This is a genomic window from Arthrobacter sp. SIMBA_036, from assembly GCF_046535135.1.
In the GTDB taxonomy this organism is placed as follows: domain Bacteria; phylum Actinomycetota; class Actinomycetes; order Actinomycetales; family Micrococcaceae; genus Arthrobacter.
Window position 1 is genome coordinate 1 of the sequence record NZ_JAWRXG010000241.1, and the last position, 263, is coordinate 263.

The 263-nt window shown below is 60.5% G+C and carries 1 protein-coding gene; it reads right to left on the reverse strand.

All coding sequences use genetic code 11. The annotated features are described in order from the left end of the window. The coding region (rsgA, locus tag SB659_RS19760; RefSeq protein WP_410551642.1) for a GTPase RsgA at positions 1 to 263 on the reverse strand (263 nt) is incomplete at both ends.

Genomic DNA, 263 nt, shown 5'->3' on the forward strand with positions numbered 1-263 from the left:
CCAGGGTTTCAACAAGGAGATTGCATCGGCAGAGCGTCCGTTCAGCGCGACCACGGGCAGGTCGCGTTGCAATGCCTCCGCCTGCGCCTGAAACTGGCCGACATCCTTCGCGGTATCGGCTTTCGTCAGTACGATGACCGGATTGCTCCCGGCCTCGCTCGCCATGATCAGGTAACGTTCGAGCCGGGCCGGATCAAAATCGGCGTTGCATGAAGTCACGACCAACAGGGTATCGACATTGGCGGCAACCAGCTGCCGCTTGT